The following is a 15,593-nucleotide window of genomic DNA, read 5'->3' as shown; positions in this document are numbered from 1 at the left end:
TAATATAAATACACAAGATATTGATTTAATTTGACATCGAGAGGGGATTTTTATTAAATCTGAAATATGAAAAAGATTTCAGTTTTAATATGGATTATAATCTCAATTCTTTTTGCCGTAGCTTTCGGGATTGTTGCTGGAATTCTTAATCCATCTGAGAGGGTAAATGCCATATGGTTGTTAACTGCAGCAGCATGTTTCTATGCCCTTGCTTATAGATTCTATGGAGCATTCCTTGCCGCAAGAGTAGCAGCTCTTGATGATTCAAAATTAACACCTTCAATAACACTAAATGATGGAAAGAATTTCTATCCTACAAATAAATGGGTTCTTTTCGGCCATCATTTCGCTGCAATCGCTGGAGCCGGTCCTCTTATTGGGCCTGTGCTTGCCACTCAATTCGGTTATTTGCCAGGATTTATATGGCTTTTGATTGGCGCAGTCATTGCCGGAGGAGTCCATGATTTTATAATCCTGGTAGCCTCGATGAGAAGGGATGGAAAATCCCTTGCCCAGATTGCAAAGGAAGAGATTGGAAAAGTAACAGGAATAGCAACAGCAATAGCAATAATATTTATTTTAATAGTAGCCCTTGCAGGTCTTGGTCTTGCAGTTATAAATTCCCTTTATCACAATCCATGGGGAACTTTTATAATAGGAATGACAATTCCGATTGCATTTCTTATGGGATTTTATTTAAAAAGCTTCAGGCCAGGCAGAGTATTTGAAGTTTCAGTCATTGGTATTTCTTTGTTGTTCCTGACGGTTGTTTTGGGAAAGTACATCCCGACAAGTCCTTTAGCAAAATTTTTAGATTTTGACGCCCATACCCTTGTATTTCTTCTTGCAGGCTATGGGTTTGTTGCATCGGTTCTTCCAGTGTGGATGCTCTTAGCGCCAAGAGATTATCTATCATCATTTATGAAGATCGGTGTTATTTTTGTTCTTGCCCTGGGAGTTTTTATCGTCGCTCCTGAACTTCACATGCCGGATATCACAAAATTTATAAAAGGAGGAGGGCCGATAATTCCAGGAACCATGTTTCCGTTTGTTTTTATTACGATAGCCTGTGGAGCAATATCTGGATTTCACTCACTTATTTCTTCTGGTACTACTCCAAAGATGATCGAAAAGGAGTCCCAGGCGAGAATGATAGGCTACGGAGCTATGCTAACAGAAGGGTTTGTGGGAATTATGGCTCTTGTTGCAGCCTCTGTTTTAATTCCCGGTGATTATTTTGCAATAAACACAAAACTCTCGATTAGCCAGATTGTTTCAATGGGTTTTCCTGTGAGTAAATTAGATGAACTTTCTCAGATGATAGGTATAAATTTGGCTGGAAGGCCTGGTGGCGCTGTCTCTCTGGCAGTGGGAATGGCATACATTTTTGGTTCAATTCCAGGACTTAAAAATTTGATGGCATACCTTTACCAGTTTGCGATTATGTTTGAAGCATTATTCATTCTTACAACGATTGATGCAGGAACAAGGGTAGCAAGGTATATCCTTCAGGAAGTTGGAGGGTTTTTATACAAGCCCCTTGGCGATTATCGATGGCTTCCTGGAAATGTTCTTATGAGTTTTATCGTTGTTTTTGCATGGGGTTATTTTATCGCTACAGGTTCGATTTCAACGATATGGCCCATGTTCGGAGTTGCCAATCAACTGCTCGGCATGTTAGCTCTATGCGTTGGAACGACCATAATTATAAAGATGAAAAAAGAAAAATATATATGGATAACAATTCTTCCAATGTCTTTCATGTTGGTCATGACCTTTACTGCTTCATATAAATTGTTTTTCAATTTTTTAAACAGAGCTGCTCAAGAACCTGGGATGAGTTTTAATTTCTATTTGAATGCAGTTCTAATAGGAACGATGGCGGTTCTTGCAACAATAATTGTTATCGACTCTCTGTTCAAATGGAAAAAATTCATTATAATAAACAATAGATTTCGAGCAACTCAATTAATGGTTGAAGAAGGAAGTAAATAAGGTTTTTTGGCGGTTAATAACTTGAGCAGCAAGGGTGATCAGAAAATTAGGGTCACATCTGAATGCCTTAAAGAAGTCAACCATCTTCTGAGCGATATATCGACGAGCATCTAAATACCTAAGAAACAGCAAATTCTAAACACTGAACATAAAAGAGTGAGCAGGAAGGGTGGCGGAGAAAACCGTCACGAATGCGGAGCGGGCATGGTTTCTCTCCCGATGGATATCGGAAGAGAAGAGCGAAGACAGAGTTAAGAGCTGTAATTTTGAAGTGTGCTTTTCCATATGTATCTTCAAAGAAGAAATATCTCTCATAAAGCACACTGAAGGGGTATGGGGAAGATATTTTCCCCATGTCTGGGGGTGCTCAGCGAAGCGTCTAAGGGGGCTTGCCCCATAGGGAAAGTGTCGTCTCACAATGATACAGCAAAGAGTATTCAGGTGAGGCGACACTTTGATGGGGAAAATACAGCGGGTTTTCGGAGTCACCCTTGCTGATTACTCTAAAACCTCTGAGTGAAGGGGATGGTTGACCTCTTAATTTAAATAAAATTAAAGAAATACAATCCTTACTCTTTCCCTTCTGTCGAGGCGGGTTAAGCCAGCTTCCTTTGCAATGTTTACTGCTTCTTTGTATTCTTCATGGGAAATTCTTCTTGAAAGTTCTGGAAAATCAAAAGCTTTATAACATGGATGGTACTGGTCCATTATGTTAACATATGTATTCTTTGAAATTTCGTTTGCGATGAATTCCATCGCTTTTTTTGTCCCTGATAATCTATTCGGGAGAACTAAATGCCTGATGAGAAGTCCGCGAATTGCAATTCCTCTTTCATCGAGCACAAGGTCTCCCACCTGATTATGCATCTCTTTTATCGCTTTTTTTACAACCTCAGGATAATCTTTTGCTTTTGAATATTTCTGTGCTGCTTCAGAATCCATGTATTTTAAATCAGGCATGTATATGTCAAATATTCCATCTAAAAGTTTCAAAGTTTCAGCTTTATCATACCCGCTTGAATTGTAAACAAGGGGAACTGAAAGACCTTTCTCAATCGCAATCTCAAGAGATTTTAATATCTGGGGCACCTGATGGGTAGGCGTAACGAAATTTATGTTGTGACATCCTTTTTCCTGAAGATAGAGCATCATTTTTGCAAAATTCTCAAAACTGACCTCGCTCCCCTCATTCAGATGAGAAATTGTGTAATTCTGGCAATAAATACAGAGTAAATTACATGAGGAAAGAAATATCGTTCCAGAACCATAATTTCCCACAAGAGGATCTTCTTCTCCAAAATGAGCATGATAACTTGCAATTCTGGGGAGATGCCCAATTTCACAGGTCCCCTTTTTATTTTTTGTTCTTTCTGCTTCACATTCCCTGGGACACATGGAACAATTTTCTAAAAGTTCGAATGCTTTTATAATCCTTTTTTTTAAATCACCGGTTTTAAAAATTTTTATGTAGGATGGTTCAAGAGCCATTAAATTCCGTACTCTAATCTTCTTGCCAGAATAGGGGGAAGATTGTTTTCAATGATTTTTTTCTGCGCGGTTTGGATGTCATAATCAAGCCTGAAGAAGGTCACTTCCCATTTTAACGTATCAAAGATAATAAAGGACAGCTTAGGATTTCTATCCCTTGGTTGGCCGATTGAGCCAGGATTTATCAGATATCTGGAATTTCTATTGAGTTTTATAATTTTATGATTTTCTAATATATAGTGGGTTTCAATGAGATTATCTTTTTTTTTAAAAATAACCGGAAAGTGAGTATGACCGAGAAAACATATTTTTGAATTAAAAACTGAAAATGCTTCCCTTGCTTCGTAATCGTCAAATACGTAGTAGTCTTCATTAGATGGAGAACCGTGGCAGATATAAATTTCTTCATCGACTTCCAATGGACCCTTTCTCAATCTCTTCAGATATGAAATGTTCTCTAGTGATAAATGGGCTTTTGTCCATTTTATTGCTTCTGCAGCGATGGGATTGAAACTTTCAATATCGTTCAGTTCACAGGAAACTTTATCATGATTTCCCCTGATCATTGTTATAGAACTGAATTTTTTTAAACTTTCAATTACTTCATTGGGGTTTGCTCCATATCCTACAAGGTCGCCAAGAAATAAGAAGGAATCAATCCTCTTCTTTTTTATAAATTTGAGAAAAGAGACAAGGGCTTCTAAATTTCCATGAATGTCAGAGAATACTAAATATTTCATTGGCGATATCGGACATCTCTAAATAATTCATCAGCACGATATGAGCTTCTTGCAAGAGGATGAGATATTACATTCTTGAATCCATATCTCATTGCAATTTCTTTCAAGGTTTCAAACTCTTCAGGAGAATAGTATTTTTCAACTTTTATATGGCCAATTGAAGGAGAAAGGTACTGACCTATTACAAGAAAATCACAGTTTATAGAGTTTAAATCTCTAAAAGTTTTAATAATATCATTGATTGTTTCACCTATTCCTACCATTATTCCTGATTTAGTGGTAAGTTCATTTTCTTTTGCCTTTTTTAATATATTTAAAGAACGATTGTAAAGACATCTCTCTCTTCCTATTTTTGGGTATATATTTTCCGGAACCTCAAGGTTATGGCCTAAGATATCAGGGTTTTCATTAAATACATTATTCAACGAATTTAGATTTCCGTTAAAATCTGGAATTAAAAATTCCACTACTATTTTTGAATTTATTTTTCTTAATTCTCTCAAGGTCTCACAGAAAATCGTTGCACCACCATCCTCGAGGTCATCTCTCGTAACAGAAGTAATAATCACATGTTTTACATTAAGTTTCTTAACTATTCGTGCAAGTCTTTTTGGTTCATCTTTATCAACTTCAGAAGGAATATCTTTTTTTACGTTGCAGAATTTACAATGTCTCGTGCATATATCTCCTAATATTAAAAACGTTAAAGTATTTCTGTTCCAGCATTCTCCAATATTTGGGCATTTTGCTTCTTCACATACAGTAAAAATTTTATTTTCTTTTAAGATTTTTTTTAACGAAAAGTATTTTTCTCCGGAGGGAATTTTTGTTTTAAGCCAAGAAGGCTTTTGCATTAATTCCAACATTATTTCTTTTTTTAATTAAAACTAAATTATTTTTTGTAGAGAAGATGCTAAAATTCTATCGGTTCTCTTCTCAGTTTTTTCCGTATTCTTTTCTTTGCCATTGCTTCTTTCATTCGTCTTTTTTCCCCGGGCTTCATGTAAACTGAATGTTTTTTAATTTCTTTTATTATTGATTCCTGCTGAACTTTTCGCTTGAATCTCTTGAGTGCGCTCTCCAATGACTCTCCATCCTGTACAATAATAAATGCCAATTATAGCACCCCCTTTTCTTTTAAAATTTAAAGATGAAATATATTAAATTTTTTCTTCATTGTCAAATCAAGAATGGGAAAAAATGCAAAAAAATGGGGTCAGGTCTCATTTTTTGCATTTTTGAGAAAAATAAATTTTGTATTGTGTTTTATTTTTTTATCCTGTAAAATCGTCATTCAAAATGGCACGACCATTAAGAATTGAATTCCCAGGCGCTTTTTATCACATAACTTCCAGAGGGATAGAAAAAAGGAAAATATTTCTGAATGACAAAGATTATAGAATATTTCTAAAATTGCTTAAAAAAATGGTCGAAAGGTATTCCATAAATCTTTATGCTTATGTTTTAATGGATAATCATTATCATCTTTTATTAGAAACTCGTTTAGGAAATTTAAGTAAGATGATGCATGATTTGAATTCGAGCTATATAACTTATTTTAATAAAGAATATAATAGAGTAGGGCCTCTTTTACAGGGTAGATATAAAAGTATCCTCGTAGAGAAAGATTCTTATTTATTAGAATTAGTAAGATACCTCCATTTAAATCCTGTAAGAGCAAAACTCGTTGATGATATAGCTGATTATCCCTGGAGCAGTTATAAAACTTATATAAGGAGAGAAAATATTCCATGGTTAAAAAGAGAGGAAGTCTTAAGTCTATTTTCTGAAAATATTGAAAGCTCCATTGAAAAATTCAATAAATTCATAATGGATGGAATTAGATCTCCTGTAATAAATCCGTTTAGAAATTTAAAAGCTCAAAGTTTTCTTGGGAATGATGCATTTGTAAATAAAATGAAGAGTATTTTTGCTAAAAAAAAGAAAAAGGAGATTTCACCTAAAAAAGAATTAAAAAAACTTTCTCCATTACCCGTAGTAGGAATTATGAATATTTTAAATAATGAATTTAAAGAGAAAGAAAAAAAGATTAAGAAAAAAATTGCAATGTATTTATTAAGAGAAATAAATGGATTAAATTTAAACGAGATAAAATCATTTTTTGGAATTCATTATTCTGTAATAAGTCGACACATTAAAGAAATAGAAAAATTGATGTTAAGTAATGAAAAGTTTAAAAGCAAGATTGAAAATATTCGCGATAATATTTTAATAAAAAATGCAAAAAATGAGACCTGACCCCATTTTTTTGCATTTTTATAAGGAGGGAATAATATGGGTAAAAATGCAGTAATCATAAGTGCTGTGAGAACAGCAATAGGAAATTTCTTGGGGGCTTTAGCTCCTCTAAGTGCGGTTGAACTGGGAGCTATTGTAATAAAAGAAGCAGTGAGAAGAGCTACTATTGACCCAAAAATTATAGATGAGGTGATAATGGGAAATGTTGTCTCAGCAGGAATTGGCCAGGCTCCTGCAAGACAGGCTGCAATAAAAGCTGGAATCCCAGGAGAAGTCCCATCCCTGACGATCAATAAGGTTTGTGGCTCTGGGTTAAAAGCTGTTATGCTTGCAGTTCAGGCAATAAAAGCAGGAGATGGAGATATTTTTATCGCTGGAGGTATGGAGTCGATGAGTAACTGTCCTTATATACTTCAACGAGCTAGGACAGGCTATAGAATGGGTCATGGAGAGCTTATTGATTTGATGATTTATGATGGATTGTGGGATTCATTTGAAAATAAACATATGGGAATGCTTGGAGAATTCACTGCAGAAAATTCAAAAATTTCAAGGGAAGAACAGGATCAATTTGCTTTTAATTCCCACCAGAAAGCTTTAATAGCAATTAGAGAGGGAAAATTCAAGGAGGAAATAATTCCAGTGGAGATTCCTCAAAAAAAAGGAGAGCCTATTAAGTTTGATACAGATGAAGGACCAAGAGCTGATACATCTGTTGAGAAACTTTCAAAGCTAAGGCCTGCATTCAAGCCTGATGGGACAATTACAGCAGGTAATGCGCCCTCTGTTAATGATGGTGCCTCTGCTTTGGTCATTCTGAGTGAGGACAGAGCAAAAGAATTAAAAATTGAACCTATTGCTTTTATAACCTTTTATGCAACAGGATTTGTAGAACCAAAGATGCTTTTTTATGCACCGGTAAAAGCTGTGAATAATCTTCTGAGAAAAATAGGAAAGGACATTGATTATTTTGATTTGATCGAGATAAATGAGGCCTTTTCAGCCCAGGTTCTTGCGGATGGGAAAGAATTGGGCTGGGATTGGGACAGAGTAAATGTTAATGGAGGAGCAGTGGCTTTGGGTCATCCGATAGGAGCATCAGGAGCAAGAATATTAACGACATTAATCTATGCTATGAAGGACAGGAAAGCAAAAAAAGGATTAGCAGCTCTCTGCCTCGGAGGTGGGGGCTCAGTAGCTCTTTCAGTGGAGATGTAGGAAGATAGGGCATTCCTCATGTTGGCCCTATTTTTCTGCAATTAATGAAACGATCGGTCCTTGGAGTGAAAAAATATGTGTAACGATTTTAACCCTTATACGTCTTATAATATGGAAAGGGCAAGAAGATCAGAGCAGGTTTAAAGTTGGACAATAATGAGCTTCTTGCCCTTGTAGAGCAAGCAAAAAATTATGATGCAGAGGCTCTGGCAAAACTTTGTGAACATTTTTATCCTAAAGTCCACAGGTTTGTATATTATAGGGTTAACACCAAAGAAGATGCCGAGGATATTGTTAGCGAAGTTTTTGTAAAAATGATTAAAACTATTGAAAAGCAGAAGGGATCTTTCCAGGCATGGATTTTCAAAATTACCTCAAATTTAGTTATTGATTATTATCGGCGTCGAGGAATTCAAAAGAAGATTCCCTTAACAGAGGATCTGGTAGAGCAAAGAGAAGAACCCAAAGCTCGATTGGAAGATAATTTAACTCAAAAGGAATTAAAAAAAGCAATAAATAAATTGAGCAATGAACAACAAGAGATGATTACTCTCAAATTCATAAACGGATTTAGCAATGACGAGATCTCACAAATAATGAATAAATCAAAGGAAGCAATAAGGGCATTGCAATTTAGAGCCTTGAAGAATCTAAGGAATATATTCAAAGAAGGTAATATAAAATGAAAGAGGATTTGGAGATTATATTGGAAAAATGTATAGAAGAATTGCAGCAAGGCAAAAGAATTGAGGATTGTCTTAAGAGATATCTTCAATTCTCTTCTGAGTTAAAACCCCTTCTTGAAATGGTACAGATTATAGAAAAAACTCCAAAACCAGAATCTAATCCAGAGGCATTATATTATACCCTGGTGAAAGTTGGCGAAATCGCGGGTGAAAAATTAGTAAAGCAAAAAGAAAGGACAAAAAAAATTAACTGGCTTCTCTTTCCTCATCCTTTACTCTTAAGAGCTGTGATTGGATTCTTTGTCTTAATTTTGATTAGTTGGGGAGCAATTGCTATTTCTGCCAACACTACGCCTGGAGAGATTTTGTATCCCATAAAGATAGCAACTGAAAAAGTGAAATTTTTCCTTACATTTGATTCTGAAAAGAAAGCAGAACTTCGGCTTACTTTTTCAGATGAACGTCTGAGGGAAATGACCCATCTTCTCCAGCGTTCTGGTACACTTGACATAGAACTTTTAAAAGCAATGCTTGATGAGGCAAAGATGGCTTTGGAGGAGAGCAAGATACCGAGTGAAAAAGCACCTATTTTTTTCGCTAAATTAGACCATTTCAATGCTTATCAAAAGGAGGTGTTAGAGAAAATTCGCCCCCAGGTTGATCCAGTGAGCCGGGAAATTGTAGATGAAGCGAGAAGGATGTGCGATATGCGTAGTCGCTGGATAAGGAGAATGATGGATGAGGAGATGGAACAAATGCCAAAGCATTCTCCCTCTATACAGCGTCAGGAAAAGCATCGCTCTAAGAAGTGGCGATGGGGCCCGGGGTGTGATTGGATGAATGAAAATGCGCTATAATCGTTCCAAGCGTAACATTTTCATTTGTCTCCGTGTCTTTTCAATATGAAACAAAAAAGAGGTAAAATATGACAAAATTTGTCGAACCAAGGGAATCTCTGACATTCTGCCAGAGGAGGAGATGACGAAAATGCAAAGATTAGTAACGCTCATCGCTCCGTCATTTATCTTGTCGATCATCGTGCTGACGGCCATAACAAGCTCGAATCAAGATGCCATTATCACAGGAAAAGATATCTACCGGTTGAACTGTGCCGGTTGCCATGGAGCAGATCGCACAGGAAATCCACCATATTATCCATCATTGTTGAACATCGAAGAAAAACTCTCAAAAAGAGAGATTCAAGAGATAATTGATAAAGGTAAGGGTAAGATGCCTGCCTTCTTCCATCTTACTCCGCAAGAGAAGACGGCCATCATCGCCTTTCTGCTTGATGAGAAGCCTCAGTCCGTTGCGATATCAACCACGGGACTGGGAGAGAGGATATTCAAGAGTAACTGTGCGTCATGTCATCGAGCGAGTACTAATGACCCTAAGCCCCCTAATGTTTGGATGATGGAGCCTGCGCCTTTAGCAGGGGCAACGAAGCGGTTTGCAAAGGAAGAATTCTTCAGGATTCTGGAGACTGGTATTTGTTACATGCCATCCTTCGACCACTTCACTTCCTCTGAGAGAGAGGCACTTTATGCTTTCGTGGAGTCATTGGAGGGGAAAGGGGAACCTGCTCGTCCGACGATGGGAGAGATGTGCCCCATGATGATGAGAATGAGAAAGGGGAAATAGGGGATGTTACCTAACCATAGATAAAGAATTTCCAATTGAGAAAGGAGGTGATAGAAATGATTGACTTAAATAGTTTCCTTAAAAACAACTGGAAGAGTGGTTTACTGATAATGGTTATTGTATTCGCCATTCCAGTTGCGATGGGGACACAGGAACATCCAGGTGCTAAAAGACTTGGATTGACCAAGGAGTCCCTTACCACGGCGATTAAAGATTATGTTCAAAAAGACACTGAACTCAAGGGTGGATTTTTCTTATTTTATGACAATCTTTCCAAGAAACCTCTCATGCTCACCTTAGTGAAAGTTCATGATGACCGCCTCTCAATGGTGAAGAAAGGTCTTTATTTTGCCTGTGCGGATTTTAAGACGCCTGATAACCATTCATACGACCTTGATATCTTCATGGAAGATACAGAACGAGGCTTGGAGGTAAGAGAAATCACCATCCACAAGGAAGATGGCAAAGCTCGTTATAGGTGGGAAGAAGAGAAAGGAATTTGGATACGGAAACAAAAGTAAGAACATTTGAGGCTTGCAGAACACATCACATAAGAGGCGGTTTATGCAAGGGCTTATGTCACATCCCCCTTAAGTGGAGGTCACAAACCGCTGGGCGTTATGAAAGAGTGGATAATGGAATGGGAAAAGAATTATCAACTTCACTTAACCCAGCCTGTATGCTACGGTCTTATTTCCTCTGACAGGATGAAGAAAAAAACTTAAAAATGTAGTACAATATAAAAAAATAGACACTCTAAATTTTATAAAGATGCTCAGGGCAATCATAGGGCATTAATGTTGAGAAGCGATCCGAAGAAATTATTCTCAGGCAAGCCTTCAGTGAAGATAGGAAGGGTACTTATTTTTCTGAGCAAGAGCTCTTCATTGACAATTGCTGGAACTCAAGCTCAAGGCTCCGTTATTATCGTAATAGTTAGTGCCCCGCAGCTCTTGCTTGAAGTAGTTTCAATCGTGACAAAATATCAAATCTATGAGGTTAATTAGAATGGCCGATGTATCAATTCCAGCAGCATTTCTAGCTGGTGTAATATCGTTTCTATCACCATGCGTTTTGCCCTTGGTTCCAGGTTACTTGTCTTTACTATCAGGGGTATCGATAGAACGTCTTAAGAGCGAAAACAAAGGAGCAGGGCTGCTCAAGCAAATCATTTTCAATGCAGCGGCATTTGTAATAGGGTTCTCACTTATATTTATAATCCTTGGAGCTCTAACCACATGGCTTGGGCAACTTCTATTGTCAGATATCTCGCTGCTGAGGCCAATAGCTGGAGCTATCATCGTGGTTTTTGGTTTGCACCTAATGGGGCTCTTCAAAATAGAAATGCTATACCGTGAGAAGAGGTTTCATAGCCTTGGCAAGCGATCTGCCTCAGGCAAATTAATAAGCTCATTTATTATGGGATTAGCATTTGCATTTGGCTGGACGCCTTGCATTGGACCTATACTAAGTGGCATATTAGCTTATTCAGCCACGAAAGAAACAATTTATGAAGGGATAGCGTTGCTCAGTATATATTCGACAGGAATGTGTATACCTTTTCTATTAACTGCCTTAGGCATTAACGGGTTTTTAAAGTTCTACCAGCGGTTCAAGAAATGTCTTAATCTGGTTGAAATAGCTAGCGGAGCGCTTCTTATCACTATAGGCTTACTGATTATGACAAACAACCTGTCGAGGTTATCCAGTTACCTCTGGTTCTTAAGTAAATTTGCAAAGTAAATATGGAGAGTAAGGATGAAAAAAGCTAGCTTAGTGACCCTCTTGATCACAGTAATTGTTTTAGTAGTTGTTGCATTGTACAATACTACTAAAACGCAACAATCAATAAGTGACTTAGCAAAAGCGCCAAACTTTACACTTCCAGATGCAAACGGTCGTCGGATAAGCTTGGAAGATTTCCGCGGCAAGGTCGTAATATTAAACTTTTGGGCTACATGGTGCTCTCCTTGCAGAGTTGAAATTCCTGCTTTCATCCAGTTGTACAACACTTATAAGGATCGTGGACTTGAAATAATTGGTGTCTCGTTGGATAAAGGTGGATGGGACGACGTTAAACCCTTTATAAAAGAGTACAAAATTAACTACCACATTGTGCTCGATGATGGAGAAACAGCTAACAGCTATGGAGGCATCATAGGCATACCAACGACGTTTATAATTGACAAAAATGGTAGTATCATCAAGAAATACGTCGGATACCCAGGAAAAGAAGTGTTTGAAGCAGAGATTCGGAAGTTATCGTAACCGGAATTAACCGAATCACTGATTTTATTGAGTCAATGATTTATTGAGTTTTCAATAAATGATGGATACATTTTAAAATATAAAGGGAGTAAACAAAAATGAAAGTAAAAATAGTCTCAGTCTTAGGGTGGTTGGCGATTGTTCTCTTTGTGGCAATTTACGCTATTGAACTATTACCTCGTCAAGAAGGACCGCCTGTAACAGTGCGCTGGATTCGAGAAACCCTCGGAAAAACGGGCCTCATTGTTCTCAACATTCTCATCGTCTTAGGATTTTTGGCGCTGCTCCCATTTCGCCGTCCAACAAAACATATCTGGAAATCACGCGGGACATTTGCCGCCTTTGTGATTGCTCTTATGACCGAAATGTTTGGTTGGCCCCTCATTATTTTTCTCCTTTCACCGCTTGTAAATATCCCTGGAATTGGAGAGGCATTTGAAGAAGATTTTAAAATATTTGGTTTGAAACCTGCTGTGGTAGGAACAGCGATCAGTTTCATAGGGCTTGCTTTGATTGCCATTGGTTGGGCACAGATACATCGGGCAAAAGGGTTAGTCACAACAGGAATTTACAGATATATAAGGCACCCGCAGTATATGGGTATTTTTCTCTTCATCTTTGGATGGATTGTGCACTGGCCTTCAGTAGTAACATTAATTTTATGGCCCATCTTGATTGGTGCCTATGTGTGGCTTGCAAAACAAGAGGAGCGACAAGCTGTTGAGGAATTTGGAACTTTGTATCTTGAATATGCGAAGCGAACAAAACGATTTATTCCGTTAATAATATAAGAAGTCAAAAAAATGAAAGAGAAAAATATGGCAATAAAAACAGAGGTGGTTATAAATTACAAAATTATTAACCGTTAGGAATTTTTCTGGCTTTTCAGCCAAAGTTGGGATATCAGAAATTACTCGTGGTACCATCCCGAAGCTGGACAAAAAGCGAAATAATTCGGAGATAACAAGTTTGGCGACATATTAGTCGGGCGGACGTTTAAAGATACTTTGTCATATTGACAAATGGATACTAATATTATGGATTCAAGACTTCATAAAAAAGCACTTTTATTATCATACTTCACAGTAGGATACAATATTTTAGAGGGAATAGTATCAATCTTTGCTGGATTATTAGCTGGTAGCATAGCATTAGTCGGATTTGGTCTAGATAGTTTTGTTGAATCTTCGTCAGGAAGTGTGATGATTTGGAGATTTAGAAAACACGGAAAAATATCAAAAGAGGAAGAGAAAAAAATTGAGAAAAAAGCGATAAAATTCGTTGCTTATACCTTCTTTATACTGAGTGCTTATGTTTTATATGAATCTATCAAGAAACTGTACTTCCATGAAATCCCAGAACCAAGTCTTTTAGGAATAATCGTTGCTGTCCTCTCTATAATAGTGATGCCAGTATTGTTTTATATGAAATATCAAACTGGAAAATCAATAAATAGCAGGAGCTTAGTAGCAGACTCTAAGCAGACACTTGCATGTGTATTTTTGTCCGCTGCTTTGTTAATTGGATTAGGACTGAATTATTTATACGGACTATGGCAAGCAGACCCTATTGTTGGATTAGTTATTGTGGTCTTTCTAATAAAAGAAGGTTACAACACCTTAAAGGAAGAGAAACTATGCGATTGTTGATTTTTACACCTGCCTAACGTCATACGTAAAATTTTCGGGGGAAAATTTTGGTGCTATCGCACTCGCCTAACCACGGCATCAGCCGATACGCTACCATGCACGGCTGATGCCTGGTCCGTTAGTCTGACAGACTGCCATACACCTACTGAGATTTGGTTGAAAAAAAGGGTACTAATCTTCTTTTAAGATTGAGACTTTTAAAGCTTAATGGAGAATGGGATAGTTACTGGTAAGAGCGTCGAAAAGAGTTCGTTAGATATGCTACATAACTTATCACCGAAAAAGTGATGCTTAAATTTTTCATTAAGGACTTGACAAAGAAAAAATTTTAATTATAATAGATATAGGGAGTAATAGTATAAGGAGATATTAATATGGCAAAAAAAGGTTGTTTAACACTGGAAAGGAGGAAGATTTGTAAGGATAGAATAAAGCGTATTGAAGGTCAGATAAGAGGTCTGGCGAAAATGGTTGATGAGGATAGATACTGTGTTGATATTTTGCAGCAAATTTCTTCAGTGCATGAAGCTTTACGAGGTTTAGGGAAAGTACTTATGCAAAATTATCTTGAAATTTGCGCCACTGATGCCCTGCGATCAAAAGATCAAAAAAGGCAGGAAGAAATCTACAATGAGATGATGGATGTGATTTATAAATTTGCCAAATAAAATTTTAATCTAAGATGAGAGAGAAAATTTCTGCAGTGGGTTCAGTTATTTCAGCTATGTTTGCTTCTATATGTTGCATTGGACCAATAGCAGTAGTTGCGTTAGGGGTATCTGGAGCAGGATGGATTCCTTTTCTGATAAAATTCAGGTATTTATTTATTTTAATTGCCTTATTACTCATTAGCTGGGCTTGGTGGATTATTATAAAAAAAGATAAATGTTGTGAGGTTGAGACTGGGGCCAGAAAGTTTCTGACAAAGGATAAGATTTTCCTTACTTTAGTATCAGCAATAGTAATTTTAATTATCCTTCTTCCCTATATATTAGGGAAGATATGAAAGGAGGGGATTAGAAGATGAGAACTTTATTAATTATGGTTAGCACAGGGTTGATTTTAAGTTTTGGAATAAAGGTAGTTAATGCAGCTGAATATAAGTACAAAGTGGATGGAATTGTATGTGAGAAGTGTGTAAAAGATATAGAATCTTCCTTGTCTAATTTAAAAGGTGTAAATGAAGTCAATGTCTCATTAGAAAAAGGAAAAGTCTCTGTAAAAGCTGAATCTAAAGAGGTTTCCTCTCAAAACTTAGCAAAAGTAATTGAAGATATAGCTGAAGGCAAATTTAAAGTTAAAGAGATAACCCAGAAAATCCATGTAGAAGGAATGACATGTGAAGGATGTGTAATAGCGGTTAAGTCTGCTTTGAGTAAAATTGAGGGTGTCAAAAATACGGAAGTAAGCCTAAAAGATAAGGAAGCAGAGGTTAGCTATGATCCAAAAAAAGTAAAAATTTCTCAACTATTAGAAGCTATAAATAAAATTGCCTACAGAGCATCCTTGCCAGAGTAATCTAAGCTAAGCACAAAATTTTTGCATATTTCTAGTACTTAGTTGCGTAAATTAGCGTCTTATGTTGTCATTCCTGCCCCCATTTTCATGAGGGTAAACTCCAGCAGGAATCCAGTAAAATCAATAGATTC

19 protein-coding genes are annotated in these 15,593 nt (G+C 36.9%); 15 read left to right on the top strand and 4 right to left on the bottom strand.

All coding sequences use genetic code 11. The features are described from left to right. The first annotated feature begins 66 nt into the window (after positions 1-66). Positions 67-1,995 (top strand): carbon starvation CstA family protein, encoded by a 1,929-nt coding sequence (locus AB1410_06970; GenBank protein ID MEW6456434.1) that lies wholly within the window; start codon positions 67-69, stop codon positions 1,993-1,995. A gap of 169 nt (positions 1,996-2,164) precedes the next feature. Next, positions 2,165-2,395: a hypothetical protein gene (locus tag AB1410_06965; protein ID MEW6456433.1), complete on the top strand. Its 231-nt coding sequence runs from the start codon at positions 2,165-2,167 to the stop codon at positions 2,393-2,395. 152 nt (positions 2,396-2,547) lie between these two features. Here the strand turns inward: AB1410_06965 and AB1410_06960 are convergent, their stop codons facing one another. The 4 genes from AB1410_06960 to rpsU are packed head-to-tail and all read right to left on the bottom strand — an operon-like array spanning position 2,548 to position 5,340. After that, positions 2,548-3,483, bottom strand: a complete 936-nt coding sequence (locus tag AB1410_06960; GenBank protein MEW6456432.1) for a radical SAM protein — start codon at positions 3,481-3,483, stop codon at positions 2,548-2,550. After that, positions 3,483-4,223: a metallophosphoesterase family protein gene (locus tag AB1410_06955; GenBank protein ID MEW6456431.1), complete on the bottom strand. Its 741-nt coding sequence runs from the start codon at positions 4,221-4,223 to the stop codon at positions 3,483-3,485. Before AB1410_06955 ends, AB1410_06960 begins: the two co-directional genes overlap by 1 nt. Next, positions 4,220-5,077 carry a lipoyl synthase gene (gene lipA, locus AB1410_06950; GenBank protein MEW6456430.1) on the bottom strand — a complete coding sequence of 286 codons (858 nt, stop codon included), beginning with the start codon at positions 5,075-5,077 and terminating at the stop codon, positions 4,220-4,222. Before lipA ends, AB1410_06955 begins: the two co-directional genes overlap by 4 nt. Positions 5,078-5,136: 59 nt before the next feature. Next, positions 5,137-5,340, bottom strand: coding sequence for a 30S ribosomal protein S21 (rpsU, locus tag AB1410_06945; GenBank protein MEW6456429.1), 204 nt, complete (start codon positions 5,338-5,340; stop codon positions 5,137-5,139). 182 nt (positions 5,341-5,522) lie between these two features. Here rpsU and AB1410_06940 point away from each other — a divergent pair, with 182 nt between their 5' ends. The 13 genes from AB1410_06940 (at position 5,523) to AB1410_06880 (ending at position 15,462) form a co-directional block, all read left to right on the top strand. After that, a complete protein-coding gene (locus AB1410_06940; GenBank protein MEW6456428.1) occupies positions 5,523-6,482 on the top strand; it encodes a transposase in 960 nt (319 codons plus the stop codon). A 36-nt stretch (positions 6,483-6,518) separates the two neighbouring features. Then, positions 6,519-7,700, top strand: a complete 1,182-nt coding sequence (locus tag AB1410_06935; protein ID MEW6456427.1) for an acetyl-CoA C-acetyltransferase — start codon at positions 6,519-6,521, stop codon at positions 7,698-7,700. Positions 7,701-7,846: 146 nt separating this feature from the next. Next, the gene (locus AB1410_06930) at positions 7,847-8,386 is read left to right on the top strand and encodes a sigma-70 family RNA polymerase sigma factor (protein ID MEW6456426.1); all 540 of its coding nucleotides are present in this window, start codon (positions 7,847-7,849) and stop codon (positions 8,384-8,386) included. Further along, entirely contained in the window at positions 8,383-9,243 is an 861-nt protein-coding gene (locus AB1410_06925) for a DUF5667 domain-containing protein (GenBank protein MEW6456425.1), read from the top strand. Before AB1410_06930 ends, AB1410_06925 begins: the two co-directional genes overlap by 4 nt. A 130-nt stretch (positions 9,244-9,373) precedes the next feature. Continuing rightward, a complete protein-coding gene (locus AB1410_06920; protein ID MEW6456424.1) occupies positions 9,374-10,027 on the top strand; it encodes a c-type cytochrome in 654 nt (217 codons plus the stop codon). A 56-nt stretch (positions 10,028-10,083) separates the two neighbouring features. After that, positions 10,084-10,548, top strand: a complete 465-nt coding sequence (locus tag AB1410_06915) for a hypothetical protein (GenBank protein ID MEW6456423.1) — start codon at positions 10,084-10,086, stop codon at positions 10,546-10,548. Between the two features lie 487 nt (positions 10,549-11,035). After that, positions 11,036-11,770: a cytochrome c biogenesis protein CcdA gene (locus AB1410_06910; GenBank protein ID MEW6456422.1), complete on the top strand. Its 735-nt coding sequence runs from the start codon at positions 11,036-11,038 to the stop codon at positions 11,768-11,770. 15 nt (positions 11,771-11,785) lie between these two features. Then, entirely contained in the window at positions 11,786-12,295 is a 510-nt protein-coding gene (locus tag AB1410_06905) for a TlpA disulfide reductase family protein (GenBank protein ID MEW6456421.1), read from the top strand. Between the two features lie 98 nt (positions 12,296-12,393). Continuing rightward, entirely contained in the window at positions 12,394-13,086 is a 693-nt protein-coding gene (locus AB1410_06900) for an isoprenylcysteine carboxylmethyltransferase family protein (protein ID MEW6456420.1), read from the top strand. 246 nt (positions 13,087-13,332) lie between these two features. Continuing rightward, entirely contained in the window at positions 13,333-13,944 is a 612-nt protein-coding gene (locus AB1410_06895; protein ID MEW6456419.1) for a cation transporter, read from the top strand. A gap of 374 nt (positions 13,945-14,318) precedes the next feature. Continuing rightward, positions 14,319-14,612 carry a metal-sensitive transcriptional regulator gene (locus AB1410_06890; GenBank protein ID MEW6456418.1) on the top strand — a complete coding sequence of 98 codons (294 nt, stop codon included), beginning with the start codon at positions 14,319-14,321 and terminating at the stop codon, positions 14,610-14,612. Between the two features lie 14 nt (positions 14,613-14,626). Beyond that, positions 14,627-14,950: a mercuric transporter MerT family protein gene (locus AB1410_06885; protein ID MEW6456417.1), complete on the top strand. Its 324-nt coding sequence runs from the start codon at positions 14,627-14,629 to the stop codon at positions 14,948-14,950. A 17-nt stretch (positions 14,951-14,967) separates the two neighbouring features. Further along, positions 14,968-15,462, top strand: coding sequence for a copper ion binding protein (locus tag AB1410_06880; protein ID MEW6456416.1), 495 nt, complete (start codon positions 14,968-14,970; stop codon positions 15,460-15,462). Positions 15,463-15,593: the final 131 nt, after the last annotated feature.

It is taken from the genome of Acidobacteriota bacterium (assembly GCA_040756905.1).
Lineage (GTDB): Bacteria > Acidobacteriota > Aminicenantia > JBFLYD01 > JBFLYD01 > JBFLYD01.
This window is presented reverse-complemented; position numbering and strand designations above follow the sequence as displayed.

What these genes read in the sequence shown, in the direction of transcription:
- AB1410_06925 (MEW6456425.1), top strand. Translation starts at nt 8,383, where the DNA reads ATGAAAGAGGATTTGGAGATTATATTGGAAAAATGTATAGAAGAATTG.
- AB1410_06955 (MEW6456431.1), bottom strand. Translation starts at nt 4,223, where the DNA reads ATGAAATATTTAGTATTCTCTGACATTCATGGAAATTTAGAAGCCCTT.
- AB1410_06895 (MEW6456419.1), top strand. Translation starts at nt 13,333, where the DNA reads ATGGATTCAAGACTTCATAAAAAAGCACTTTTATTATCATACTTCACA.
- AB1410_06935 (MEW6456427.1), top strand. Translation starts at nt 6,519, where the DNA reads ATGGGTAAAAATGCAGTAATCATAAGTGCTGTGAGAACAGCAATAGGA.
- AB1410_06890 (MEW6456418.1), top strand. Translation starts at nt 14,319, where the DNA reads ATGGCAAAAAAAGGTTGTTTAACACTGGAAAGGAGGAAGATTTGTAAG.
- AB1410_06915 (MEW6456423.1), top strand. Translation starts at nt 10,084, where the DNA reads ATGATTGACTTAAATAGTTTCCTTAAAAACAACTGGAAGAGTGGTTTA.
- AB1410_06960 (MEW6456432.1), bottom strand. Translation starts at nt 3,483, where the DNA reads ATGGCTCTTGAACCATCCTACATAAAAATTTTTAAAACCGGTGATTTA.
- lipA (MEW6456430.1), bottom strand. Translation starts at nt 5,077, where the DNA reads ATGCAAAAGCCTTCTTGGCTTAAAACAAAAATTCCCTCCGGAGAAAAA.
- AB1410_06880 (MEW6456416.1), top strand. Translation starts at nt 14,968, where the DNA reads ATGAGAACTTTATTAATTATGGTTAGCACAGGGTTGATTTTAAGTTTT.
- AB1410_06970 (MEW6456434.1), top strand. Translation starts at nt 67, where the DNA reads ATGAAAAAGATTTCAGTTTTAATATGGATTATAATCTCAATTCTTTTT.
- AB1410_06905 (MEW6456421.1), top strand. Translation starts at nt 11,786, where the DNA reads ATGAAAAAAGCTAGCTTAGTGACCCTCTTGATCACAGTAATTGTTTTA.
- AB1410_06885 (MEW6456417.1), top strand. Translation starts at nt 14,627, where the DNA reads ATGAGAGAGAAAATTTCTGCAGTGGGTTCAGTTATTTCAGCTATGTTT.
- AB1410_06910 (MEW6456422.1), top strand. Translation starts at nt 11,036, where the DNA reads ATGGCCGATGTATCAATTCCAGCAGCATTTCTAGCTGGTGTAATATCG.
- AB1410_06920 (MEW6456424.1), top strand. Translation starts at nt 9,374, where the DNA reads ATGCAAAGATTAGTAACGCTCATCGCTCCGTCATTTATCTTGTCGATC.
- AB1410_06900 (MEW6456420.1), top strand. Translation starts at nt 12,394, where the DNA reads ATGAAAGTAAAAATAGTCTCAGTCTTAGGGTGGTTGGCGATTGTTCTC.
- AB1410_06940 (MEW6456428.1), top strand. Translation starts at nt 5,523, where the DNA reads ATGGCACGACCATTAAGAATTGAATTCCCAGGCGCTTTTTATCACATA.